At 64.1% G+C, this 23,607-nt stretch carries 12 protein-coding genes; 6 read left to right on the top strand and 6 right to left on the bottom strand.

The genetic code is table 11. The features are described 5' to 3' along the window. Nucleotides 1-108: 108 nt before the first annotated feature. The gene (locus BSF38_RS08585) at nucleotides 109-2,169 is read right to left on the bottom strand and encodes a glycosyltransferase (protein ID WP_076344762.1); all 2,061 of its coding nucleotides are present in this window, start codon (nucleotides 2,167-2,169) and stop codon (nucleotides 109-111) included. 312 nt (nucleotides 2,170-2,481) lie between these two features. Between BSF38_RS08585 and BSF38_RS08590 the strand changes: the two genes are divergently transcribed. The 3 genes from BSF38_RS08590 to BSF38_RS29890 all read left to right on the top strand — a co-directional run bounded on the left by BSF38_RS08590 (nucleotide 2,482) and on the right by BSF38_RS29890 (nucleotide 7,223). Next, the gene (locus tag BSF38_RS08590; protein ID WP_076344764.1) at nucleotides 2,482-3,933 is read left to right on the top strand and encodes an MBOAT family O-acyltransferase; all 1,452 of its coding nucleotides are present in this window, start codon (nucleotides 2,482-2,484) and stop codon (nucleotides 3,931-3,933) included. A gap of 3 nt (nucleotides 3,934-3,936) precedes the next feature. Beyond that, nucleotides 3,937-5,187 carry an alginate O-acetyltransferase AlgX-related protein gene (locus tag BSF38_RS08595; protein WP_076344766.1) on the top strand — a complete coding sequence of 417 codons (1,251 nt, stop codon included), beginning with the start codon at nucleotides 3,937-3,939 and terminating at the stop codon, nucleotides 5,185-5,187. 230 nt (nucleotides 5,188-5,417) lie between these two features. Then, on the top strand, nucleotides 5,418-7,223 hold the full coding sequence (locus BSF38_RS29890; protein WP_083712800.1) for a methyltransferase domain-containing protein: 1,806 nt from the start codon (nucleotides 5,418-5,420) through the stop codon (nucleotides 7,221-7,223). A 317-nt stretch (nucleotides 7,224-7,540) separates the two neighbouring features. Here BSF38_RS29890 and BSF38_RS08610 read toward each other — a convergent pair whose 3' ends face one another. Continuing rightward, nucleotides 7,541-12,280, bottom strand: a complete 4,740-nt coding sequence (locus BSF38_RS08610) for a glycosyltransferase (RefSeq protein ID WP_076344768.1) — start codon at nucleotides 12,278-12,280, stop codon at nucleotides 7,541-7,543. A gap of 872 nt (nucleotides 12,281-13,152) precedes the next feature. On the opposite strand from BSF38_RS08610, the gene BSF38_RS08615 reads away from it, so the two are divergent. Both BSF38_RS08615 and wecB read left to right on the top strand, forming a co-directional pair. After that, a complete protein-coding gene (locus tag BSF38_RS08615) occupies nucleotides 13,153-14,337 on the top strand; it encodes a glycosyltransferase family protein (RefSeq protein WP_076344770.1) in 1,185 nt (394 codons plus the stop codon). Between the two features lie 50 nt (nucleotides 14,338-14,387). Further along, nucleotides 14,388-15,527: a non-hydrolyzing UDP-N-acetylglucosamine 2-epimerase gene (wecB, locus tag BSF38_RS08620; RefSeq protein WP_076344772.1), complete on the top strand. Its 1,140-nt coding sequence runs from the start codon at nucleotides 14,388-14,390 to the stop codon at nucleotides 15,525-15,527. A 60-nt stretch (nucleotides 15,528-15,587) separates the two neighbouring features. Here the strand turns inward: wecB and BSF38_RS08625 are convergent, their stop codons facing one another. From BSF38_RS08625 to BSF38_RS08635, 3 genes are all read right to left on the bottom strand, one after another. Then, the gene (locus BSF38_RS08625) at nucleotides 15,588-17,150 is read right to left on the bottom strand and encodes a hypothetical protein (RefSeq protein ID WP_145952029.1); all 1,563 of its coding nucleotides are present in this window, start codon (nucleotides 17,148-17,150) and stop codon (nucleotides 15,588-15,590) included. A gap of 152 nt (nucleotides 17,151-17,302) precedes the next feature. Continuing rightward, nucleotides 17,303-18,889, bottom strand: a complete 1,587-nt coding sequence (metG, locus tag BSF38_RS08630) for a methionine--tRNA ligase (protein WP_076344776.1) — start codon at nucleotides 18,887-18,889, stop codon at nucleotides 17,303-17,305. A 149-nt stretch (nucleotides 18,890-19,038) separates the two neighbouring features. Next, complete coding sequence (locus BSF38_RS08635; RefSeq protein ID WP_076344778.1) at nucleotides 19,039-19,629, bottom strand: PEP-CTERM sorting domain-containing protein; 591 nt, start codon at nucleotides 19,627-19,629, stop codon at nucleotides 19,039-19,041. A 324-nt stretch (nucleotides 19,630-19,953) separates the two neighbouring features. Here BSF38_RS08635 and BSF38_RS08640 point away from each other — a divergent pair, with 324 nt between their 5' ends. Further along, on the top strand, nucleotides 19,954-21,432 hold the full coding sequence (locus BSF38_RS08640) for an NAD-dependent succinate-semialdehyde dehydrogenase (RefSeq protein ID WP_076344780.1): 1,479 nt from the start codon (nucleotides 19,954-19,956) through the stop codon (nucleotides 21,430-21,432). A 926-nt stretch (nucleotides 21,433-22,358) separates the two neighbouring features. On the opposite strand, the gene ispG is transcribed toward BSF38_RS08640, so the two are convergent. After that, nucleotides 22,359-23,528, bottom strand: a complete 1,170-nt coding sequence (gene ispG, locus BSF38_RS08650) for a flavodoxin-dependent (E)-4-hydroxy-3-methylbut-2-enyl-diphosphate synthase (RefSeq protein WP_076344784.1) — start codon at nucleotides 23,526-23,528, stop codon at nucleotides 22,359-22,361. Between the last annotated feature and the right edge of the window lie 79 nt (nucleotides 23,529-23,607).

A 23,607-nucleotide genomic window follows, 5' to 3' on the forward strand; every position in this document is an offset into this window, starting at 1 on the left:
CAGCCGGAATACAAGTCCGAAACGCCAGCGAGTGCATTTCAGTCCGCCGCCAGGACGATGTACTCGCTGGCGCCTCGGTCATGTAATTGGGTTGATGCGTCGCGTTCGTCAGGCCGAACGACGGCCCGCCAGCCGCTTCAGCTCGCGCTTCAGCCGTCTTCGTACCGCGATATTCAGATCGTTGCAGGCGTTGAAGATGCCGAGCGGCTCGGGTTCCTGGACCACGTGGACGACCTGGACCTCGGGAGGAGGCGCGGGCGCGACGACGACCGGAGCAGGCTCGGCCCACAGGGCAATGGCTTCCTGAAGGCTGCGCCGCATCTGAAGCGAACGGATCGACGGATTCGTGACGGCCTTCCGGTAGACCTCGAATGTCGCGCGGGCCGTCGCTTGCCAGTGAAGCGCCTCGATACGTTGACGGCCTCTCTCGGTCAGCTCCGTCCGCAGATCTTCGTCGATCGCCAGACGCTGCATCGCCCGCGCCAGGTCGATGGGTGAGAGTCCATCCGAGTAAAGCGCGGCGTCGCCGCAGACTTCGGGAACGGAGGAAAACGGCATCGCGACGACGGGCGATCCGGTCGCCATCGCTTCGAGCGGCGGAAGCCCGAACCCCTCATAGACCGAGGGGAAGACGAGGGCCTCGGCGTTCTGGTACAGCACCTTCAACTCGTGGTCGGAGACCGAGCCGAGGAACGAGACGCCGGGCTGGTCATGGACGCCGGCGGCAGTCCGGGGAGCGTTGCCGGCGAGCGCCAGCGCGGGTGGTTCGTCCTCGCGCCACCACTGTCGAAACAGTGCGTACGCCTCGAGCAGGCCCGCCAGGTTCTTGTGGGGATAGTCGCTTGCGAGGCTGAGGAAGTATCGTGGCGGCAGGTCGAGCCGCGCGCGAATCTCCTCCGCCTCGGCGACCGGAGCCGCGAACGCATCTACGTCCACCCCCAGGAAGATCGGCGAAATCTCGTCGATCGGAATGCCGAACTCGTCGGCGATCTCGCGGGCCGTGCAACGGGAGTACGCCAGAATTCCTTGCACGGCCTGGAGCGTCAAACGACTCGTATTTTGATACGTATTGTAGTCGTCTTCGGTCGCGAAGACGCCGGGTAGACGATAGGCGATCAGATCTTGATACGTGACGACCACGTGCGCCTTGGACTCGAAGAGCAGCTTGGCGTGGCGTCGGTCGAAAATCTGCGCCGGCTTGTGAATCACGGAGACGTCGTCGGCCCACTCGTCGGGAGAGACGATGCGGCCGGGGACGCCTTCAGCCTGGATCGGGTGAGCGGCGAGGAGGGTCAGATCGATCTCGGGGATGGCCGCGAGAGCCTTTCCCAGGCTGATCGCGTACATCTTCGTGCCGTTCTGCTCCAACGGCAGGTGGCGGACGTCGTAGGCGACCCGGAGCCTGCCCGAGGCCTGATACTCGATCGCGTGGCGCACGAGCGAGGCGTCGAGGGACCTCTCGAAGCGGTCGACCTGGCGCGCCAGATGCTCGTGCTTCGCGTGCAAGGTCGCGCCGTCGCCAGACTTCGATCCGGCCTCGCGGTCTTCACCGCAAAAAACGAACACATGATTCGCTCGCTTGGCGAAGAATCCCAGGGAACGCGCCCGCATTAGCCAGTCGTCGAGTGCGGCCGAGGCGGTCTTGAACCTTGGATCGAGCAGCCCCACGGCGTCGAGCACGTCGCCACGCAGGTAATTGCAGCCGATCCCGGCGCGGGGCGTTGAGGTCCAGGGCGCCAGTCCCTCGACCGCTCGGCGGACGCCGGCCTCGTCTATGTCCAAATCATCGGCGTCGACGCCCACCGCCGCGGCGAGCGCGGTCCGCTCCTCGGAGTGGGCCGCATCGGCGAGCCCAGCCAGCCACCTCTCGGTCACGACGGTCTCGGCATAGACGACGACCGCGTCGCCGCGCCGTGCGGCCAGGCCGCGATTGCAGCGCTCGACCCACCCGAGGTTGCGCGCGCATCGCAGGTGGTGAAGCCGCGGCTCAGTCGCGACGAGTTCGGCCAGACCTTCCGCCAGGTCGAGATCGGAGCAGCCGTCGTCGATCAGCAACAGCCGCCCGAGCGTGGGCCCGCTCACATCGAGGATCTTCTGGAGGCGGCCGAGGATCGCAAGATCGCCGCGCACGACCGGCACGATGACGTCGGCGTTCCGTTTCTGAGCCATGCCAATGCTCCGGACGATGTTGATTCTCGACGTAAAGGAAGCTCGGACGATACAGGAGGCCGGAGGTGTACCATCCTTCTGTAAAACCGGTCAAGGCGCGTCCCGACTTTTGTACGCGGGACGTCGAGCCGGAGACGGCGCGCGTTGTTGAATTCAGCGTCGGCGCCATGCGAATCGATCTTGTCGTCTCCGCGACTCTCTGATAGAAGTCCGACGCAAGTCTCGGGGTAGGCCTCCATAATTTGACACGCGCGAAGAGGCGTATCCGACGGAATCGCGCCGGGATTCGCGACACGCAGAACGGGTGATTCCATGTTATTCACCGAGCCTACGTTTCTCTTCTTGTTCCTACCGACGGTGGTCTTGATCCATTGCGTCCTCCGCCCCCGCCTCAGGAACCTGTGGCTGCTGGCGGCGAGCTTCCTCTTCTATTGCTGGGGGGAAGGGCGGTTCGTCCTCTTGATGGTCGGATCGATCACGGTCAACTATGTTTTCGGACTGCTTCTTGGATACATACAACGGCCGACTCTGAGAAAGCTCTTGCTCGGAGCGGGCGTCGCGTCGAATCTCCTTGTCCTGATCTACTTCAAGTACTGCACGTTTCTGGTCGCGAACCTTGATGCGGCCCTGGCCTCGCTCCAGCTTCCGCCGATCGAGGTCGGATTGATTCCGCTGCCGCTCGGGATCTCCTTCCTCACGTTTCATACAATCTCATATCTGAGCGACGTGTATCGCGGCACGATCAAACGCGAGAGCAATCCGATCGACTTGGCGCTTTACGTCATGCTCTTTCCCCACCTGATCGCCGGGCCGATCGTCCGGTACGCCGACATCGTCGCGGCCATGAAGGCGCGAACGCTCGCGGTCGACGAGTTCGCCTATGGGATACGCAGGTTCCTTGGCGGCTTGGCGAAGAAGCTGCTGATCGCCAACCAGCTCGCGGCCACCGCCGACCTGATCCTGGGAATCCCTTCGAGCGAGCTGAACGCCGGCCTGTCGTGGCTGGCGATGGCCTGTTACACGTTCCAGATCTATTTCGATTTCTCGGGCTACTCCGATATGGCGATCGGCCTCGCCCACATGTTCGGAATTCGGTTCCATGAGAACTTCGATCATCCCTACTGGGCGACCTCGGTCACCGACTTCTGGCGGCGGTGGCACATCTCGCTGTCGAGCTGGTTCCGCGATTACGTCTACATCCCCCTGGGGGGCAATCGGCGCGGCTCGGCCCGGACGTATTCGAATTTGATGACGATCTTCCTGCTCTGCGGCCTCTGGCACGGCGCCAACTGGACGTTCATCGTCTGGGGGTTGTACCAGGGAGCCTTCCTCGTCATCGAACGCGTAGGGTTGGGACGCGTCCTCGATCGCCTGTGGCGGCCGTTGCGGCACGCCTACCTCGTGCTGGCCGTCGTGGTCGGCTGGGTCGTGTTCCGGATGGATACGCTGAGCGGGGCCGGTGAAATCCTAAGGGCCATGTTCGGCTTCGGCTCGGGGGCCGGGATCAAGTACCACGTCAGCCTCTACCTGACCAACGAGGTGGCCGCGCTCCTGGCGATCGCCGCCCTGCTATCGACGCCCCTGCTGGGCCGGCTGGGGCGAAAGATCGAGGAATTCGAGACCACGCTCGCCGACCGCTGGGGCTCGTTCGCGCCGGCGCCGATCCGCCTGGCGCGGGTCGCGGCCTACTGCTCGATTCTCGTCCTGTGCTTGAGCTTCGTGGCGCAGAAGAGCTACAACCCCTTCATTTACTTCCGGTTCTGATCTATGCCATATGAACATCGACCAAAGGCGTCGGGCCGGCGCGCCGATCTTCTGCTGATCGTCGGCTTCTTCTCGATCCTCGTCTACCCCGCGCTCTCGCTCGTCGAGAACCCGGAGGAGCTCAAGGCGCGGGGCGTGACCGAGAAGCGGGCGCTGACGCCGCGGCCGCCGATCTGGCAATTCGCGGCGGCGCCGTCGAAGTTCGTGGCCGACTTCAAATCGTTCTTCGAGGACCAGTTCGAGGGACGCGGCCAGCTCGTCACGTTCAATTCGCTGCTCCGCTACAACGTCTTCGACGTCTCGACGAATGCGTCGGTCCTGCCGGGAAAACACGGCGCGATGTTCTTCGCGGGAGAAGCCGTCGTGCCGCGCCACGACTTCGGGCATGAGACGGCGAGGTATCGCCGGGTCTTGCCTGTGACGGACCGGAGGCTTAAACGGCTTCAGGATCTACTCGAAAGCCGGCGGAAATGGGCCGAGAGCATGGGCGCCAAGTTCGTCTTCGTCGTCGCGCCCGACAAGAGCACAACGTACTCGGAGTTGCTCCCGGAGTGGTTGAACCCGCTTGACGGACCGACGTTCACCGATCAATTGATCGACCACCTGAAGGCGACGACCAACATCGAGATCGTCGACCTTCGACCCGCGCTCGAAAAGGCGAAACAGCCGGGAAAGCCGCTTTTTTACCTTCGCGACACCCACTGGAACTACGAAGGCGCTTTGGTGGGGTATCACGAGACCACCCGCTGGTTGAAGGAGAAATTCCCGGCGATCACACCGTTCGGTCCTGACGACCTCGTGCGCAAAGGCGAACGACATCAGGGTGACATGACCCAGATGCTCCACCTGGGGACGCGACTCTCGGAGCGGTCGCACCAAGTCTTGCTCAAGTCGCCACGCAGTGCGATCGTCCCGTTCGAGTACGACTCGACGCCGGTGTCGAGCTGGGCGGCCCCCCCCATCACCTACAAGAGCCATGACGCTCGCCTCCCGAAAGCTCTCGTTTATCACGATTCATTTATGCTGCTCTTGATGCCTTATCTCGCGGAGAACTTCGATTCGTCGATCTTCATTCGCGATCAACGCGTGGTCACAAGCACCGTCAAGGGCTATAAGCCTGACGTCGTAATCTTCGAATGCGTCGAGCGGACTCTGTACTACCTGGCCTACATCACCGACGACCTGCTCCCCACGATCGAGCCCGCCATGATCGCGGAGAACCCGATTCAATCCAGTTCGCACGTGAAAAAATAACGAATCTCGCATCGATCGTCGGGAAGGTTGGGCGGCCTGTTCGGGGCCGACGCCGCGACGACCGAGGTGTTCGTCGGTCCCCGTTCTCGCCTGTTTTCTGGTCTTGTCTGATCGGACGTTCCCTTTTATAGTCCCGCGCGACAATCCGCCCTCCTCCGACTCAAGTGGGGCCAGGGCGTCAATCACTTCGTCGCCCTTTTCGTCGACTTGAGAAAAGAAAGAGAGCTCGAATGTCGAACTCGATCACGTCAGAGCCGACGTCGCCAGACTCTGCGACGCATCCCATCGAGCCGGAGAGAAGCAAGCTCGCTCGCGTCCGCCAAGGACTGCGAGGCGTTCTCTTTCCGAGCGCCTCCCCGGTCGGCCTCACCGGCGAGGGCTCGGGCAAGGCGCCCAACGTCCAGGCGCTGGAACTGGAGATGTCGTGGCTCAAGATGCAGCTCGCCCAGTACCGCAAGGAACAGGGGCAGTTCGAGGGGCTTGAGCCGTTCGTCCTGGGAACCGAGCACGTCTCGGGGATCGTGCCGCCGATCGCCGGCGCCGGGGTCCGAGCCACGGTCGGCTCGCCGTCGATGGCCGGCTACCTCGTCAGCGGCGACGCCTGGCAGATCCTGATCAGCAAGTTCCTCAAGCCGAATTCGCAGGTCCTCGACATCGGCTGCGGCTGCGGCAAGATGGCGCGCAACCTAGCGTACCATCCGCATATCAAGAAGTTCATCGGCTTCGATGTAATCCAGGACAGCATCGACTACTGCAACCAGACCCTGGTTCCGCGGATCGGCTCGAAGTTCGAGTTCCACTGCTACAACGTCTACTCGGAATGCTACAACCCGCAAGGGACGATCAAGGCGTCCGAGCTGGTCTTCCCGGCCACGGACGGTTCGATCGACCTGGCCTGGGGCTGCTCGCTGTTCACGCACCTGCTTGAACCCGACGCCAAGCACTACCTGCGTGAAGTCCGCCGCGTGCTGTCGCCGAGCGGGATGTTCCTGCCGACGATCCACATCAATCCCGCGCCCGGCACGCGGTACTCGGGAAATGAGGTTCGGGTCGACATCGACATCGACTACTTCGCCGAACTCGCGGCCGAGGCCGGTCTCTCCCTCGCGGTCAAGCTCGGCGAGGTCTGCGGCCAGTACGCGCTGCTGTTCAAGGTCGCCCCGGGCGCCGAAGCGCCGAAGATCGTCAACGTCAACGGCACGAAGTCCGAGGCCGAGGTCGCCGAAGCCTCGAAGCCGAAGACCGGCGGAGTCCCCGTCCCTCCCAATGAGGGCGCGCTCACCGGGGAGATGCTCCGGCTCAACGGCCTCGCCGCCGAGAAGGAGGGCGTGACGCCTGACGTCCATCCCAAGGACTTCATCTTCTGGTTCGTCGCGACCCACCCCGAGCTGTCACTGGACAGCGCGACGACCTACTATTTTGAGGACGGCGCCCGCTCGGCCGACAAGCTCGACAAGGAGCTGACCAGCCTGTTCGGCGAGGAAAAGAAGCCGATCAAGCTGCTCGAGTTCGCCTCGGGCTACGGCTGCGTCTCACGACACCTCAAGAAGAACCCCCGGTTCGACCTGACGAGCTGCGACATCCACCCCGAAGCGATCGACTTCTTGACGAACAAGATCGGCGTCAAGGCGCTCCAATCGGCGCACACGCCCGAGAAGTTCTCGACGCCCGAGAAGTACGACGCCATCTTCGCGCTCTCGTTCTTCTCGCACATGCCGAAGGCGACCTTCGGACGCTGGATCAAGGCGTTGTACAACTCCCTCAACGCCCCCGGCTACCTGCTGTTCACGACGCACGGAATCAAGAGCATCGGCGGCCTGCAAATCACTGCCGAGGACATCCCGGCCGACGGCTTCTGGTTCCAGGCCCGGAGCGAGCAGCACGACCTCGACGCCGAAGAATACGGCCTTACTCTCAGCCTCCCGAACTTCGTGATCCCCGAAGTCCATCGCGTCGTCGGCTCGCCGATCGCCAACTACAAGCAAGCCGAGTGGTGGTTCCACCAGGACCTCTGGATCGTCAAGCGCGAACGCTGAGACGAGCCCTGACTGACTCCGAACAAGCAAGAACCCCGGTCGATCGGCCGGGGTTTCTTATTGCGCCTCGTCATCGGCTGCGATTGCTCAAATCCAGATACAAACGATCATGACGCCGTGGCGAAGCCCGGCCTCATGAAAATGGCGTCTTGCGGTCGGCCGGGTCCGAGTACAAGCGCGACGCGCCAGCGAGTGAAATTCCGGTCGGCCGTTGGAACCATTCACTCGTTGGCGCTTCGGGCTTATATCTCGGAGCCACCAGTTCTTATGAGGCCGGGCGTTGCTGCGGCGTTATGAAGGTCTAAAGCCCCCCCCCGTCAGGCGCTTTCGCGAGACACGAATCCCTGGGAACGATCCTGAATCGAGAGAATCACGCGGGGCTCGCGAGGGAAGATGAGGAAGTCGCGGGCGTGGAAATACGACTCGGTGCAGACGGCCGACGTCCGGTCGATGTGGAATCGTTCGTCGAAAATCCGTCGCGCGTCGTCGCTGTGTTCGCCGTGAAGCTCCGGCTGCTTGAGATACCGGAGCAAGGCGGAGACCATTCGATCGACGTCGAGGACCGATCGATCGTTGGGAGGCAGGAAAATGCCGGCTCGCCTGCGGTCGTGGGCGAGCATATCGTGGACGACACCGCGATCGGGAGCGATCACCGGGACATTGCAAGCTAGTGCGGCGGCGACGAGCGAGAGGGCCTCGTTGGCGGCTTCGGCGTGCGGCGCCAGGGCGGCGTCGCACTGGGCGAGCAAGGCCAACGGATCGATGGCCCGAGGCGCCGGGATCGTCATCCGATTCAGATGGTGATGACGATGATCGCGCTTGAGCGCGGCGACGGCTGCGTCCGGCAAGACCAGTCGGACGCGACGATCGGCGCGTTCGGCCGACGGCATGCGGTTCACGATCTGAACCGCGTCCATCGCTTCCTTCCAGAAAAGCTTCGAGCCGGTCCCGTCGTCGATCAGGTAAACCAGGAAATCGCCGTCCCGCTTGCTGATCGGAATCGGATCGCGCTGAAGCAGCGCGTCGGGTTGGAACCCGCTGAACATCTTGATCCACCGCTTGCCGGCGAGAACCGGCCACTTCTCGGCCAACTTCAGGCTCGCCTGGCTCTCATGGAAGATTCCCGAGATCGACGCCAACGCGCCGGATGAAGGGCGATCGTCTTCGGTCGAGTCGCTCTCGTCGTCGAGCCAGCCGTCACGACCTTCTTCGAGGTGAATGAACCAGGGGATGTTCAACTCGGAATTGAGTTCGAGGACGAGCTGATCGGCCCGGACGAATCGCGAATGAATTACGTCGATGCGATGAAACCGGATCAGCTCGCGGAGGATCTCGATCCGCTGGCGGTTGAGCGCGCCGGCGGGCGAATCGGAGCCCGACCACGGCGTGTCGCCGAGGGTCCCTTCCAGAAGAATTACGCGGCCGTCGAGCCGGCTCGCCAGGTCGTCATGAGCCGCCACCGGCGCCACGCAGCAGAGAAAAACCTGATGATCGCGGGCCAGGGCGTCGGCCAGATGAAGCATCGAGGCGGCTGCAACGCCCTTCTCGGCCCCGTCGATCACCAGCAGGACCTTGAGGTCGGGACGTCCGCCGACGCGGTCGGCGAGAATCTCGCGAATCCGATTCAAAGGGGCCACGGCCCGGGCGTTGGCCATGAGCGGAGGCCGCTTCAGTCCGAATCGCTCGGTCAGCGAGTTGTATTCGAGGAGCGTCTGCCCGAGACTGCGGGCTATCGCGTTGGCCGAGACCGAAAAGGTCTCGAAGATGCGGGCCTTCACATGCAGAGTCTCTTCCGCGTGTGTGTCGGCCTTGACCGACTGGTGGGAGACCGTCTGCTCGTGGCGTCGATAGAAGTTCAAGACGTCGGGGACGAAGGCGATTTTTCGGTCGCGGATCTGCATGGCGTAGAACAGCCAGTCGCCGGCGAACCGCATGCCGGCCAGTTCCTCGGCGAAGCTCAGCCGCTCGCTGCGCCGGAATACCACAGCGCTGGCGTTGGGAATCGTGTTCTTCTGGCTGAGCGCGAACTCAGCCTCCTCAGTCCCCTCGGCCGAATACCGCGAACGCCAGCGATCCGGCGAAAGGTCGTTGGTGTGCGCCAGGAAGTCGGCCACCCAGACCTGGCCTTCCGGGCCGATCAGCGCCGACTGACAGTAGGCGAGCGCGACGCCGCGATCGTGGAATTCCGGCAGCAGCCGTTCGAGGAACTCGGGGTGGCTACAGTCGTCGGATTCGGCGATCCAGACCAGGTCGCCGGTCGCCATCTCGAAGCCCTTCATCCACTGCTTGAACGTGCTCCCGCTGTTCTTCTGGTTGACGACCACACGGATCGGAACCGGCGACAAGGAGGCCAGCCGCTTGACGACCTCGACGCTGTCGTCGGGCGAGGCATCGTCGAGAACGATGATTTCATGCGGACGCACCGTCTGCTCGAAGATGCTTCGAAGGCGGTCTTCCAGGTAGGCGGCGTGGCGATAGTTGGGGACGATCACCGACACCTTGAGGCTCTGAGCGGGTCGATAATCATACTCGGACCTGAGAATGCCGAGCATGTCGTCCATGAATCGGGGCCACGTGAAATCGCGACGGATGGTCGCGCGGCCCTTGCGGCCCATCGCCGACCGCAGCGGGTGGTCGGTGAGGAGCCGGCGCACAGCCTTGGCCATCGCGTTGGCGTCGAGGTACGGCACGGCGATTCCCGCGTCGCCCAGCACCTCGGGCGCGCCGCCGGAGCCCTGAAACGCCACGACCGCCAGCGAGCTTTCCATGGCTTCCAGGTTGGCGAACGGGCAAGGGTCTTCACGCGAGGTCAGGGCGAAGACGTCGGCGCCCAGGAAATACGGCGACATATCTTCGCGCGTGCCCAGGAACCGGATTCGATCGGCGAAGCCGGCGGCCTCGATGTCGTGGGCCAACCATTTGCGGAGCCCTGGATCGCTGGGATGTCCGACCCAGATGAACCAGGTTCGGGCGGCCAGAGCGGCCATCGCCGGATCGTTCAGAAATTGCCGCGCCATCTGGACGAACAGGTCGGCGCCCTTCCGCAGATCGATCGTGCCGCAACCGACGACGATCCGCGCGTCGTCGGGCAGACCAAGCTCGGCGCGGATGCGCGCTCGCATCGGCTCGTGATTCAAGTCGCGCGTCTTGGCGTCGAGTCCGTAATAAAGCGTCCGGATCGACGACGGCTCAATCGAGAACCGCTGGATCAACGCGCTGCGGACGACGTCGGCGGGGACGATCATATGCCGGCTCGCCGACTTGATCCGGTCGATGGCGGACTTGCCGCCGAGGATGTCGATGAACGTCGGCAGCTCGTGAATCCACGACAGCACCGGGACGTTCTGGTCGGCAAAGGCCTCATGAAACTCGCTCACCGCCATCGTGTTGCAGATCGCAACGCCGGTTCGAGAGAATTCCCGAAATCGCGCGGCGATCGTATGGGGCGCGTCTGACCAGGAAACTCCCTGCGCGCAGAGCGCTTGCAGATCGAACGTTGGGGCGTGCTGGGCGAACTGTTCGGAGAGTTCGCCGCCGGATCGAAGCACGGTCCAGCATTCGACGTCGGGCAGCTTGGACAGTTCCTCGGACAGTCGGAGCAGACACAGCGGCGCCCCGGTCCGGCAGGCGGCGTGGCCGACCAGAAGGATCTTGAACGTCGGCCTGGTGCGGGCGCCGTCGAGCGGGCGAGCCCCCGTGTAGGTCCACGGCAGATCCTCGAACCGTGCGGTACTTCGAGCGGGGACGATCGAGCGATAAACCGGCGACGATTCGAGAGCCGTCTGCGCCGACACCGAGTCTCGGATCTTGAGCGTGGTCTTGATCTTTCTGACCACGCGCCGCGAGGCCTTCCCAACCGCCGCACGAGGCCCGACGGTCACGGCGATGCGCGCAAATCGCGTGGCGAGGACCAGGCAGCGCCCGTGCAGCCGGGTCTCGGGAAAGTAACTGCCGCGGAACCGTCTCGCTTTTTCGAGCAACCGCCAGCCGAGGCTGTGCTGAAGACGGTTGAGCTGGTCGAGGGTCACGGCGTGGTGATGCTGGTGATGGGCGAGATGGTGGCGCAGCCAGGGGTTCTCCTGGCGGAGGGCCGAGTTCTCGTGGCTCATCGACTGGTGCTTCTCATCGAGGAGCGAGTTCTCCTCGCGAAGCAAGACGTTCTCCTCGCGGAGGGCCTGGTTCTCCTCACGGGCGCTGAAATCGGCCAAGCCGACGGAGGGACTTCGCTTAAGGCCGCTTTCGTTCACGGTCGGGCTCGCGTCGTAGTAATAATCAGCTTCGCCCCGGGCACCCATGCCAAGGATCGCCGCGTCGTCCTCGGGGTAGTCCACTTGCTGGCGCTGTTCGGCTTTCATTCGATCAATCAGGCTCTGCCCCAACCGTGCATAGACGAGGCGGATCTCGTTACGCAAAGGGGGAACCTCATGAGCCTCGAACAACGGCCTGAGCCGCTCGGGAACCTTCGCGCCCATCGCCACAAGGCCGAAACCGTCGCCGTGCGTGAACTCGAAGGTCTTATGCCTGCTCGCGAGTTCGTGGAAGAGGTGGTACGACCCCAAGCCCCGGCGCTGAACGCCAGTCCTCGGCAGCAGGAGGACCGCCCGGTCGGAGAGCTTGGACGCCCAGGCGTCCAGATCGCGTTGGAACGTTTCGACCTTCTCGGCGTCGGCGAGAACCATGAGGTCGATCGAGTGATCGGCGAAGGTCTCGACGACCTCCTCGGCGGCGACGAGCACGAGCTTCGAAAATACGCCGAAGGCGCGGTCGTGGCTCACTCGCGCACGCTGATGAGCCGCATCGACGAACGCCGCGCCCGACTTTCGCGACGGCATAGCGTCGACAGCCGTACAGCGCGTTCCGAGACCTAGTCGCTTGACCGCTTCACCGAGGCTGAAATACACGCCGAGGGGTCGAATCCCGAGCTGAATGATCTCTTTCGGCTGCGCAGCCTGGACGGTCCAGAACGCTACGGGACTGAATAGAGCCTGGCTGAGCGGTTCGCAGGATTGGTCGGGCATCCAGAACGAGGCTTCCGACAGATACTGTGAGACATCCATGTCCTACGCGCTCCTTGATCCCCTGCCTCGCGCCAAGTCCATGCCCGCAAACCATCTGAAGCACGTTGGCCGACACCGACGCCCTTGCGTCCGGTCGGGTCGGCGTGTGAGACGGCCTCCGATTGCCGGGTGCTAACTTCGCGCGAACCCAGGGGACTCCCGCTGCTGACCAGCAGACTAATGACAGTACGACCACCCCTTGTCAATCCAAAGGCCGGCGATGCGATGACTCGCCAAGCTCGATCGGCTCTCGATCGATCGGCGAAGACCGCCCGACCGGCCTCCTCGGGCCGCCGTGCTTCACTGCAATCGACGCAACTTCTCGGCGAGGGTTCCATCCCCTCGCCGACCGCCTCCCGCGCCCGTCGCGAATCACCTATATCCTTGCTCACGATCGCCCTAATGATTTTCGGCCGGTGCGGACCACGTCTCCAACCTTATTGATGCGACCGCCCAAGGATCGAGGTTCCACACGAGCCGACCGACCGCCGAAACCCCGTCCACACATCCATTTTCATCAATCGGCTTGCCCGATCCGGAGACGCGCCCAATGAATAAAAATTCATGCAGTCCACAACGGGGTTGAAGTCGCTCGGGCTGGCAACCGCGACCGCTCGGCGAGATCGGTCGAAACTGGATTCGGCTTGCGTCGATTGACAGATTCGGACGGTGGGTTTACATTCTCGCCACGATTCAGAGCGGGCGGACGACCCGGCGCATGCGATTTCCCGAGCCATGGAGGGAGAAGGATCGCCTCGCGCCGCGTCTGTTGGAAACGAGCGATCGGTCGACGTCTCAACGAGTCGTCGGCCTCGAATCGCCGACTACCGGCCGCGTGACGTCGAAATCTTGTCTGGCGCAAAGGAATGCCCATGCACGTCTTCACGAGCATCACGGCCAACTACCTCCCCAAGGCCGCCGCACTGGCCCATTCGGTCAAGCGGGTTCAACCCGAGGCGGTCTTCCACGTCGTGCTCTCGGACGACATGCCGGCCTGCTCGCCGCACATTACCGAAGCGTTCGACTCGATCATCAACATCCGCGACCTGCCGATCGACGAACTCCCCCGATTCATCTTCCGACACCGCCTCGTCGAGCTGTGCACGGCGGTCAAGGGAACGGCGTTCCAGTACATCGCCGACCGCTTCGGCGCCGACCGGATCTACTACTTCGATCCCGACATCATCGTCGCCGGCCGGCTGGACGGGCTCGAACGGGCGCTAGATTCGGGCAGCGTGCTGCTCACGCCGCACTCGATCGAGCCGGAAACCGATCCGATCGCGGTCCTCGACAACGAACACTGCTGCCTGCGTCACGGCGTCTACAACCTGGGCTTCCTGGCCGTCCGGATGAGCGCGAACGGGCGCAAGTTCGTCGATTGGTGGGCCGACCGGTTGCGGAACTACTGCTACGACGAGGTCGAGAACGGGCTGTTCACCGACCAGCGCTGGGTGGATCTCGCGCCGGCCTTGTTCGACGACATCACGATCCTCCGCGAGCCCCAGTACAACGTCTCCACCTGGAACCTGACCCACCGCCGCGCGACGGGCGAGGTTCCGTACGGGATCGAGATCAACGGCCGCCCCTTGTGCTTCTACCATTTCTCGGGCTTCGACAGCGGCGCCCAGCTCACGATGCTCGACCGCTACGGATCGCACAGCCCGGTGCTGTATGAGTTCCGCGACTGGTACATCGCCCAGTGCGAACACTTCGGCCAGTCGACGATCGGCAAGATCCCCTGCATCTACGGCCGATACGCCAGCGGCCTGAAGATCAGCGACGCGCACCGCAAGGCCTATCGCCGGCGCGACGACCTGATGCGGTACTTCACCAACCCGTTCGACGACGTCGAGCCGGTCCAGTCGTACCGCCACTGGTATCAGACCCATGTGGAAGGCGCGCCCCCGGTCGCGGAGTCGGTTCCTGCCGCCGTCGAGTCCGCCGCTCAGAACGGCGACGGGCTCAGAAAGTTGTTCCGGGAGCACGCCCCCGAGCCGGTGCTGCGCGTGGCTCGATCGGCGAAATCCGCCCTCCGTCGACTGTCTGGACCTGCTTGACACCACCTTGAATCCGCCCTCGGGTCGGAGTTGACCTGGGAGAAATACGCATGAGTTCACAGACTCGCCAGACCGTGGTCTGCGTCGTCGGCACCCGCCCCGAGGCGATCAAGATGGCGCCGGTGATCCGGGCGCTTCGGGCGTCGTCGTGGGCGCGCTGTCGGGTGATCTTCACCGCCCAGCATCGCGACCTGGTCGCCCCCGTCTTCGAGTTCTTCGGCGTCCAGCCGGACGTCGATCTCGACGTCATGCGACCGGGGCAGTCGCTGGCCGACCTCAGCAATCGGCTGCTGGCCAGCCTTCACGATTCGCTGCGACGGGAAGACCCGGATTTCGTGCTGGCCCAGGGCGACACCACGACCGTCCTGGCCGCGGCCCTGGCGAGCTACATGCTGAGCGCGCCGTTCGGTCACATCGAGGCCGGCTTGCGCACCCATCGGCTGGACTCGCCCTTCCCCGAGGAAGCGAACCGCGTGGCCGTCAGCCACCTGTCGACCCTCCACTTCGCGCCGACGACCGCGGCACGCGAGAACCTGCTGCATGAGGGGATCGAGCGGGCGTCGATCCACATAACCGGCAACACCGGCATCGACGCCTTGCACCTCGCCGCGCGGCGCGATTCGCCCCTGGGAGCGAAACTCGACCCCGACAAGCGGCTGATCCTCGTGACCGTCCATCGCCGCGAAAACCAGGGCGAGCCCCTGAGGCGGATCTGCGAGAGCGTCCGCGCCATCCACGAGAGTTTCGAGGACGTCGAGATCCTCTGGCCGGTCCATCCCAATCCGGCCATCGGCCCGGTCGTCGCCGAGATCGTCGGCGGCCTGCCCCGGGTGCGGCTGGTCGAGCCCCTCTCCTACGGCTCGTTCGTGACCGCGATGAAACGCTCCGCCCTGATCCTCAGCGACAGCGGCGGCATCCAGGAAGAGGCCACCGCGCTGCGCAAGCCGGTGCTCGTCCTGCGCCAGGTGAGCGAGCGCGACGAGGCTGTTCGCTGCGGCGTGGCCCGGCTCGTCGGCCACGACCCCGCGACCATCGTGGCGGAGACGTCGCGGCTGCTGGGCGACGCCGTCGACGGCCGGCCGCTGGCCCAGGCCGAGTCGCCGTTCGGCGACGGTCGCGCGGCCTCGCGGATCGTCTCGATCGTCAAGAAAAGCCTCAACCCTGTTCGATCAAAGGCCGTTCGCGCCTGAATTTCACTGATAAAACCAAGGTGACGCCGGGGGCCGAAGCCCCCGACCGCCTTCCGCCTGCTACACCGGGCGATCGATCCGGGTGGTCCGCTCAACGCCCGACGGCCCCAGGTGGCGGAACTTGAGCCAGATCTGCTTGATCTGCCTTCGTCCTCGGAGCGCCGCGCCGAGGACCGCGTGCGATTCGATGCGATCCAGTCGTTTGCGAAGCTCGACCGTTTCGAGCCAGAGTTTCTGCTCGCGATCGAGGGCCAGTCGGAACTGGTCGTCCCGCTCGATCGTCATTTCCTGGATCCGAGCGATGCGATCCTGGGTCTCGGCAAGCCGGGCGCGATCGGCCGTCCAGGCCTCCTGAGTCAGGCTGAGCGCCTCCTGGTGCTGATCCATCCGCGCCAGGCTTCGCTCGAGTTCGAGGTTGCGGTTCTGGACCGCCGCGAGCTGCGCGACCGCATGCTCATACGACTGCTGAATCTGGACGACGTGGTTCTCGGTGTGGGCGAGGACGCCCTGCGTATGGGCGAGGAGCTGTTCGGCCGAGACCCGCCGCTCTTGCGTCGAGACGAGGCTCTCCATGGTCCGGGCCAGGTTCATCTCCGACTGTTCGACGCAGTGCTTCGCCAGGTTGAACGCCTTCTCCGCATCGACCAGGTCGGTCTCGGCCCGCACGGCTCGGGCTTCGAGTGCGTGCGCGATGGCTCCGGCTTCCGCGACCACGTCCTTGTGTCGTTGGAGATCGAAAAGCGTCACGCCAAGCTGTTTCTGGGTCTCGCCGAGCAATCGATGCATCGTCGCTTCGTATTGGCGGGCGTCCTTCGCGAGGCGTGCGGCGTTGATCGTCGGGTCGAGACCATCCCATGCGTCACCGCTGATTTGTTCGAGCGATTCTTGCGCGGCGTGCGAGACGATCGCCGGCTGGTGATGGACGCACGACCGATCGAAAGCGGCGTCGACCGTCGCGTCGTCCCAGGCCAGGCCGCACGCCTCGACGAGCTGGCGGAGATCGGTCTGGAAATGGGCGTCGCTGAACCGAATGATCCTCGCGTCGCCGCCGAATTCCTCAGCGACCGCCTTCATCCGCGCGAGGTGGACCCCCACCAGGTCGAGGGCCCGCCAGTAAGGCATGATCCCCCCGCTCCTCGTGCAGAGGCTCATGGCGATCTCGTGGGGCGAGCGAACCAGCAGGACCGGCACGACTTCGACGCCGGCCGTCGATTCAAAGACGCGTCGCCAGAACGGCCATAGCAGGACCGTTCGCGGATCTTTGAAGCCCGAGATCGAGCCGCTCGCGACCAGGGTGCTGACCAGCGATTCGGCCTCGGCGAACCACTCATCGGGAATCGACCTGTCCGAAGGCCATTCGCCCTGGGAATCGACAAACCGCGCAAGCAGCTCGGGATCTTCGGTCCCCTCTTCCTGAAAGCCGAACGCCCACGTCTGGATCTTCCGGTTCAATTCGAGGAACGGAACCGGTTCGAAGTGCCCGTACGGATTGCTCGGCGCCGCGCCGAGCAGCTCGAACGGGCCGAGCGACATTCCAAGCTTCTGCAGGACGTTCGCCGTCAGGCTGGAACCGCTACGGTGCATGCATAACAGAACGACCAGCTTACGCTTTGATTCATCCATGACGTAATTCCCCTGCCCCTCGCATCGGCGCGAGGGACGCGATCCTGTACATCGACGGCGGCCGATCCTTTCCCATTCTTTATCTCTATCGGCGAAAACAGGGAACGTCAAAGACAGAAAACTCGGCCGCCGCCGTTGGCGCCAGGCGCGACTCAGCGGGTCTCGACCTTGGGAAACAGAGGCGTCGGCTTCCCATTGACGATCGGCGCCGTGACCCGGAGCGAAGCCCCGGAGAATGGAGTCGCGGCCATGCCGTACGAGACGTCGTCCCAGGGTCGATCGGACTCGAAGTCGAACGCCCGGTAGAACGTCTCGGCCGTCCGGGGCAGGAACGGCTTGATCAGAATCGCGGTCAACCGCATCCAATCGGCGACGTTCGCCAGCACCACCCGGGTGGCTTCCAGATCGGTCTTCGCGAGCTTGAACGGCTCGGTCTCCTGGATGTAGCGATTGGCGGCGTCGACGACTTCGAGCCAGATCCGCTGAAGGGCCGTGCTGTAGTCGAACGCCCCCACCTGGCCGCGAAGCTGCTCGGTCAGCGCGCCGACGTCCAGGCCCTTCCTCCAGATCGTCAGGTCGATCCCCTCGGTCGAGCCGAGATCCCCCTCGAAGTACTTCAGACACATCGTCAGAATGCGGCTGTACAGATTGCCCAGGTTGTTGGCGAGCCCGCTGTTGTAGGCGTCGGCGAAGCGCTCGAACGAGAACTCGCCGTCGCCGCCGAACGGGCACTGACTCATGAAGTAGTACCGGAACGCCTCGGCCGAGAACTGGCCGATCAGGTCCATCGGCTCGACCACGTTGCCGAGACTCTTGCTGAGCTTCTGGACCTCGCCGGTCTCCTCGTTCTTGCGATAGACGAAACCGTGGCCGAAGACCTTCCGGGGCAAGGCGACTCCCGCCGACATCAGCATCGCCGGCCAGAGGGCGCAGTGGAACCTCGTGATGTCCTTGCCGATGACGTGGACGTCCGCCGGCCAGAGCCGGGCGAACCGCTCGTCGTCGCTGCCGTAGCCGACCGCCGTGACATAGTTCAACAAGGCATCAAACCAGACGTAAATCGTCTGATCCGGATCAAACGGAACGGGAATCCCCCAGGTAAACCCCTTGCGCGAGATCGCGACGTCCTTCAGTTCCCCTTCCACGAGGCTGACGATCTCGTTGCGACGGCTCTCCGGCTGGATGAAGTCGGGGTTCTCGGCGTAGAAGGCCAGTAGCCGATCGCGGTACGCGGAGAGGCGGAAGTAGTAGTTCTCCTCCTCGACCCACGACAGCGGCGTGTTGGGATGGTTCGGGCACTTCCCCCCCGCTTCGGCGACCTCTTTCTCGGTCTTGAATGACTCGCATCCGGTGCAGTAGTGGCCCGCGTAGACGCCCTGATAGATGTCGCCCGCGTCGTAGACCGCCTGGATGAACTTCTTGCAGCCCTCGTGGTGCCGCGCCTCGCTGGTCTGGATGAAGTCGTTGTTCGAGATCTCGAGCGCGGTCCAGACCTCCTGGAACTGCCGGGCCATGTCGTCGACGTACGCTTTCGGCTCCAGCCCGAGTTCCCGGGCGCGGAGGGTGACCTTGTTCGTGTTCTCGTCGTTGCCCATCAAGAAGTGGACCGAGGCGCCTTCCATGCGGCGGAACCGAGCCTGGACGTCGGCCCCGATCTTCTCGAACGCGGTCCCGATGTGGGGCCGACTGTTGGGGTAGTCGATCGCCGTCGTGATGTAGAACCGATTCTGCTCTGCCATGTACCCGATCCTTGCGCTGAGAATCTTGGCTTCCGAAAACCCGTTCAAAGGAAACCCCGAGACCTCAATATCTTAGAGAACGCCATCAAGGGGGAAGTTCGCCGTCGATCCGAAAGTGCGGGATCGAGTGTACCAGATCATGAACCCGGCTACTTCGGCGCGGGGGTGGTTCGGGAGCGTCGCCGCAGGAGCCCCCAGGCCGACACCAACCCGATCAGCAACAGGCTGCTCGGCTCCGGCACCGACGGCGGCAGAGTCTCCAGGGGTGCCAGAGGCGTGATCGGCGGCTCGACCTCCGGCGCGACCGGGACGCTCGTGGGCGGATCGAGGGTGAGCGGTGCCAGGAGTCGACCGAGATAGGGGTGGTAGCGATCGAACCGCAGCGGGTTCAGATCACGCCGCCAGATCAGGTAGTCGATCATCGGATTTGCGGCGATCGAGGCGGGGTCTCCGTTGAGGATCTGGAAGATCGAACGCCGGACTGGGATCGTGAAGGCTGGCGACTGCGACGTCGCCCAGACCTCCGGCCCCGTCGAGAGGAACAGGTTCCAGGCGTTCGGAAGCGTCGGCGTCACAACCGCGCTGGCCTGCAAGAGTTCCTGGCTCCCCCTCATCGCTCCGAACGTACGGAGCGGGGTCGCCTGGGCGTCGGCCGCCGACAAGGCGAGGCCGACGGCGACGAAGACGACGGGCGTCCATCGCGTGGGTCGAGGCTGAAGCGTCTGCTGGGTCGCATCCATGCGTCACCTGGGTCGTTTGTCCATCAACGGCGGCTGTCCTGGCCACGGTCGACGAACGGGGAGCTTGTTCCATGCATTGATTGAGATCGGTCGAATCGGTCCGGGGCATTGAATCGAATTCTCCGATTGCAACGAAGGTGGTGCGGGTTGTAACGGATGTATCTTCTGCTTGTGCGGGTCGGTCGGCCCGGACGCCTCTATCGACGCAACGCGCGACCACCAATCGTTGTCTACCCCGGCGGCTCTCGTTATGGTGACAGAGAAGGTGCGGCCCTCGATCAGCCGAGGAGATCGCCCGAAGCGACATCCAAAGGAGAGCGGAACATGGTCCGGACGGTGGAGAACGCGGCGAAGTCTTCGGAATACCCGACGCAGATGTACATCGACGGCCAGTGGAGAGACGCCGCCAGCGGCAAGACGCTCGCGGTGATCAACCCGGCTGACGAGTCGGTCGTGGCCGAGGTCGCTTACGGCGACGCCTCCGAGACCAAGGCCGCCATCGACGCCGCCGCCCGCGCCATGCCGGGCTGGAGGGCACTCTCCGTCTACGACCGCGCCAAGATCCTCAAGAAGACCGCCGACCTGATGCGCGATCGCGCCGACACCATCACCCGCGCACTGACTCAGGAGCAGGGCAAGCCGCTGCCCGAGGCCAAGGCCGAGGTCCTCCACGCCGCCGACACGTTCGAGTGGTTCGCCGAGGAGGGCAAGCGCGCCTACGGCCGGATCATCCCTCCCACCAACATCACCAAGCGGTATTACACGATCAGCCACCCGGTCGGCGTCGTCGGCACCATCACCCCCTGGAACTTCCCCGCGGCGCTCCCCAGCCGGAAGATCGCCCCCGCGCTGGCCGTGGGATGCACCGTCGTCAGCCGGCCCGCCGATCAGACCCCCTTGACCCTCCTCTTGATGTTCCAGTGCCTGGCCGACGCCGGCCTGCCGCCGGGCGTCGCCAACCTCGTCATGGGTCCGCCCCGGCCGTTCGCCGACGCCCTGTTCGACCACCCGGCGATCCGCAAGATCAGCTTCACGGGCTCGACCGAGGTCGGCAAGGAACTCCTCCGGCGGTCGGCCGATCAGGTGAAGCGGATGAGCCTGGAACTCGGCGGCCACGCCCCCCTGATCGTGTTCCCCGACGCCGACGTCCAGCAGGTGGCCCAGGCGGCCGTCATCGGCAAGTTCCGCAACAACGGCCAGGTCTGCATCGCCCCCTCCCGGTTCTACGTCCACGAGAAGATCGTCAAGGATTTCACCGAGGCCGCCGTCGAGCTGGCACGCAAGCTCAAACTGGGCAACGGTTTGGAGGATGGCGTCCAGGTCGGGCCGATGTTCGAGGCCAAAGCCCTCGACAAGGCCGCGAAGCTGATCGACGACGCCAAGAGCAAGGGAGCGTCGATCCTGACCGGCGGCGGCAAGTCGTCGCGATTCGACAAGGGCTACTGGTTCGAGCCGACCGTCCTTACCAACGTCGACGGCAACATGAAGCTGATGACCGACGAGCCGTTCGCCCCCGTGATGCCGATCCTCGACTTCGACAAGCTCGACGACGTGATCGCCGCCGCCAACAACACCCCCTACGGCCTGGCCGCCTACGTCTTCACCAACGACCTGACCGTCGCCACCCGGATGGCCGAGGGCCTTGAAGCCGGCATCATCGGCATTAACGACCCAATCCCCGCAACCCCCCAATGCCCGTTCGGCGGCATGAAGGAATCCGGCCTGGGCCGCGAACTCGGGTCCGAAGGGCTCGACGCCTACCTCGAAACCAAGTACGTCGCCGTCGGCCTGCGGCAGTCCTGACCGATCTATGGGGCGGGCGGGCTCGACGCGATTTTGGCTTCGTTCGCGCCGAAAACCGCCCTTCCCCCTCGGCCGACGACCCGCCCTGGCATCGCCATCCGGCCGTCGGCGATTGGCTTCGTTCGCGCCGGCTCCAGAGGGCCGGACAAGCGATTTAACATCTGCTTTCAAAAGCCTTTAGGCGTAACGCCAAAATTGGCTTCGTTTGCTCTTTTTCCTCCCCGGTTTCCCTTCTTCCCCCCGGGAGAAGGTGTCTGGAACGGCCGGATGAGGGTCGTAGCGATTCGATGCGCGGACCGCGAACTTCCCGCGCCGCATTGGGTTCGTCCGCTCACTTTTCGAACCGGAACAGAGCGGCCGTGGGCTTGGCGGATTGGGTTCGTCCGCTCACTTTTCCCATCGTCGCCGCTTGGCCTCCCTCGCGTCCCATTGGCCTACCTCATGCGTTCCGCACATTCCGATGAATCCAACGAACCGTGATGATCCGATCAATCGAATTTTCAAAGACCGAACAACCGACAACTCACCAATCTAAACATACTGCATTCGACGCCTCGTCGAAGAACGGCAGTCGCGAAATCCCCAGGTCGTCGGCAGATCGGGCCGGAACGATCCGACGTTCGGACCAAGGAGCGCGGGGGTTGACGATGGCGGCCCCGTGGGGATCGTCGCGAGGGTCACGATACGAAAAATCGAGCGAGGCGAAGGAGGCGGCGGGGATCATTCATCCTTCGCGCGCCGGCCCGCGACGGGGTGAGCGCAAGAGTGCAATGGACCGTCCTTGTGTCCACAACCACTTCGTCGCCCAGGCCGCCGCTATTGCCAACGCCGATCGGGCACCCACAAGGGGCCCCCCTCACAGCGATACTCGGGCTACCGGCGCACACCGCGGGTGCGCCGGCTGGACAAAGACCGCTTCAGGGCGGTCAGTTCAAGACGGTCAGGCTCGCCTTGTTCTGCTTCTGCTTCTCTTTTTCGAGGTAGGAGGCGAGCGGCTTGACCTCTTCGTCGAAGCGGTGGACTTCTTCGAGGAGGGCGTCGACCATCTCGGCTTCCTTGACGTGGCGGATGGGGATTCCGCGCTTGAAGATGATGCCCTTGCCGGCGCCGGCGGCGATGCCGAGGTCGGCCTCCTTGGCCTCGCCGAAGCCGTTGACCAGGCAGCCGAGGATGCTGACGCGGATCGGGTTGGAAAGGTTCTTCATCCGCTCCTCGACCTCGGCGACGATCCGCTCAAGGTCGATGTCGAGCCGGCCGCAGGTCGGACAGGCGACGACTTCGGGCTTGGTCACGCGGCGGTCACAGGCGCGGAGGATGTCGAAGCCGGCCGCGATCTCCGGGACCGGGTCGCCCAGGAGCGAGACCCTGATCGTGTCGCCGATCCCCCGAAGGACGATCGCGCCGATGCCGGCGGAGCTTTTCAGCGTGCCATAGTCCTTCGAACCGGCTTCGGTGATCCCGACGTGGGTCGGGTAGTCGCACTGGCGGGCGTACTGGGTGTAGCACTCGACGGCCGTTGGCACGTGGCTGGCCTTAAGGCTGACGATCATCAGCTTGTAGCCGAGGCTCTCGGCGGTCTCGATGTACCGCAGCGCGCTCTCGACCATCGCCTCGGGGCATGGGAAGCCGTACTTGTCGATCAGATCTTTTTCGAGGCTGCCCGAATTGACGCCGATCCGCATCGGCACGCCGGCGTCGCGGGCCTTGCGGACGACTTCCTTGAACCGCTCCTCGCCGCCGAGGTTGCCGGGATTGATCCGGATCTTGTCGACGGCGCGACGGCCCGAGGGGGTCCGGGCTTCGAGGCAGGCGAGAGCCATGCGGTAGTCGTAGTGGATATCGGCGATCAGCGGGATCTTCATGTGGTCCCGGATCGCCTCGCAGCCCGCCACGTCTTCCTTCTTGGGGACGGTGACGCGGACGACCTCGCAACCGGCTTCCTCCAGGCGCTGGATTTGCTCAAGCGTGGCCTGGGCGTCGAAGGTGTTGGTGGTCGTCATCGATTGCACCGAGATCGGGTTTTCGCCCCCGATCAAGTGGTCGCCAATGCCGACTTCCTTCGTCTTGTGCCGCGGGGTGGTCGTTGCGTAGGCCATTGATCGTCGCCCTACTTTGTTGTCAAATCAGACTTTAACGCGTTCTTCCAACGTAGCCGACACATGCATTCATCGTAAT

Source organism: Paludisphaera borealis (genome assembly GCF_001956985.1).
Taxonomy (GTDB): Bacteria; Planctomycetota; Planctomycetia; order Isosphaerales; family Isosphaeraceae; genus Paludisphaera; species Paludisphaera borealis.

What these genes read in the sequence shown, in the direction of transcription:
- BSF38_RS08590 (WP_076344764.1), top strand. Translation starts at nt 2,482, where the DNA reads ATGTTATTCACCGAGCCTACGTTTCTCTTCTTGTTCCTACCGACGGTG.
- BSF38_RS08615 (WP_076344770.1), top strand. Translation starts at nt 13,153, where the DNA reads ATGCACGTCTTCACGAGCATCACGGCCAACTACCTCCCCAAGGCCGCC.
- BSF38_RS08595 (WP_076344766.1), top strand. Translation starts at nt 3,937, where the DNA reads ATGCCATATGAACATCGACCAAAGGCGTCGGGCCGGCGCGCCGATCTT.
- wecB (WP_076344772.1), top strand. Translation starts at nt 14,388, where the DNA reads ATGAGTTCACAGACTCGCCAGACCGTGGTCTGCGTCGTCGGCACCCGC.
- BSF38_RS29890 (WP_083712800.1), top strand. Translation starts at nt 5,418, where the DNA reads ATGTCGAACTCGATCACGTCAGAGCCGACGTCGCCAGACTCTGCGACG.
- BSF38_RS08640 (WP_076344780.1), top strand. Translation starts at nt 19,954, where the DNA reads ATGGTCCGGACGGTGGAGAACGCGGCGAAGTCTTCGGAATACCCGACG.
- BSF38_RS08610 (WP_076344768.1), bottom strand. Translation starts at nt 12,280, where the DNA reads ATGGATGTCTCACAGTATCTGTCGGAAGCCTCGTTCTGGATGCCCGAC.
- BSF38_RS08625 (WP_145952029.1), bottom strand. Translation starts at nt 17,150, where the DNA reads ATGGATGAATCAAAGCGTAAGCTGGTCGTTCTGTTATGCATGCACCGT.
- BSF38_RS08585 (WP_076344762.1), bottom strand. Translation starts at nt 2,169, where the DNA reads ATGGCTCAGAAACGGAACGCCGACGTCATCGTGCCGGTCGTGCGCGGC.
- BSF38_RS08635 (WP_076344778.1), bottom strand. Translation starts at nt 19,629, where the DNA reads ATGGATGCGACCCAGCAGACGCTTCAGCCTCGACCCACGCGATGGACG.
- ispG (WP_076344784.1), bottom strand. Translation starts at nt 23,528, where the DNA reads ATGGCCTACGCAACGACCACCCCGCGGCACAAGACGAAGGAAGTCGGC.
- metG (WP_076344776.1), bottom strand. Translation starts at nt 18,889, where the DNA reads ATGGCAGAGCAGAATCGGTTCTACATCACGACGGCGATCGACTACCCC.